The organism is Streptomyces viridiviolaceus (assembly GCF_014650995.1).
Taxonomy (GTDB): Bacteria; Actinomycetota; Actinomycetes; order Streptomycetales; family Streptomycetaceae; genus Streptomyces; species Streptomyces viridiviolaceus.
Genome location: NZ_BMWA01000117.1, coordinates 1 through 609, shown reverse-complemented (window position 1 = coordinate 609; position 609 = coordinate 1). Strand labels below are relative to the sequence as shown.

The 609-nt window shown below is 70.6% G+C and carries 1 protein-coding gene; it reads left to right on the top strand.

Going from position 1 to position 609, the window contains the following annotated elements; translation table 11 throughout:
• The coding region (locus IE260_RS41170; protein WP_189881040.1) for an aldo/keto reductase at window positions 1-609 on the top strand (609 nt) is incomplete at both ends.

The following is a 609-nucleotide window of genomic DNA, read 5'->3' as shown; positions in this document are numbered from 1 at the left end:
ACGGCAACCCGAACAAGATCGTGCACGAGTGGACCGCCGAGGCCACCGAGCGCTCCATCGAGGACAGCCTCAGGCGCCTGGGCACCGACCGGCTCGACATCGTCTGGGTGCACGACATCGCCCAGGACTTCCACGGCGATGCGTGGCTGCAGAAGTTCGAAGAAGCCCGCACCGGTGCCTTCCGCGTCCTGTCCCGCCTCCGGGACGAGGGCGTCATCAAGGCCTGGGGCCTGGGCGTCAACCGCACCGAGCCCATCGAGCTGACCCTCGCCCTCGACGAGCCGCAGCCCGACGGCTTCCTCCTCGCCGGCCGCTACACCCTCCTCGACCACGACCACGCCCTCCAGCGCCTGCTGCCCATGGCCCAGGAGCAGAACGTCGACATGGTCGTCGGCGGACCCTACAGCTCCGGCATCCTCGCCGGCGGCACCCACTTCGAGTACCAGCAGGCGCCGCCGGAGATCGTCGAGAAGGTCTCCCGTCTGAAGGACCTGGCCCGGAAGCACGGCGTCTCCATCAAGGCCGCCGCCCTCCAGTTCTCCCTCGCCCACCCGGCAGCCGCCGCCGTCATCCCCGGCGCCACCCGGCCCAGCCGCATCGCCGAGGACA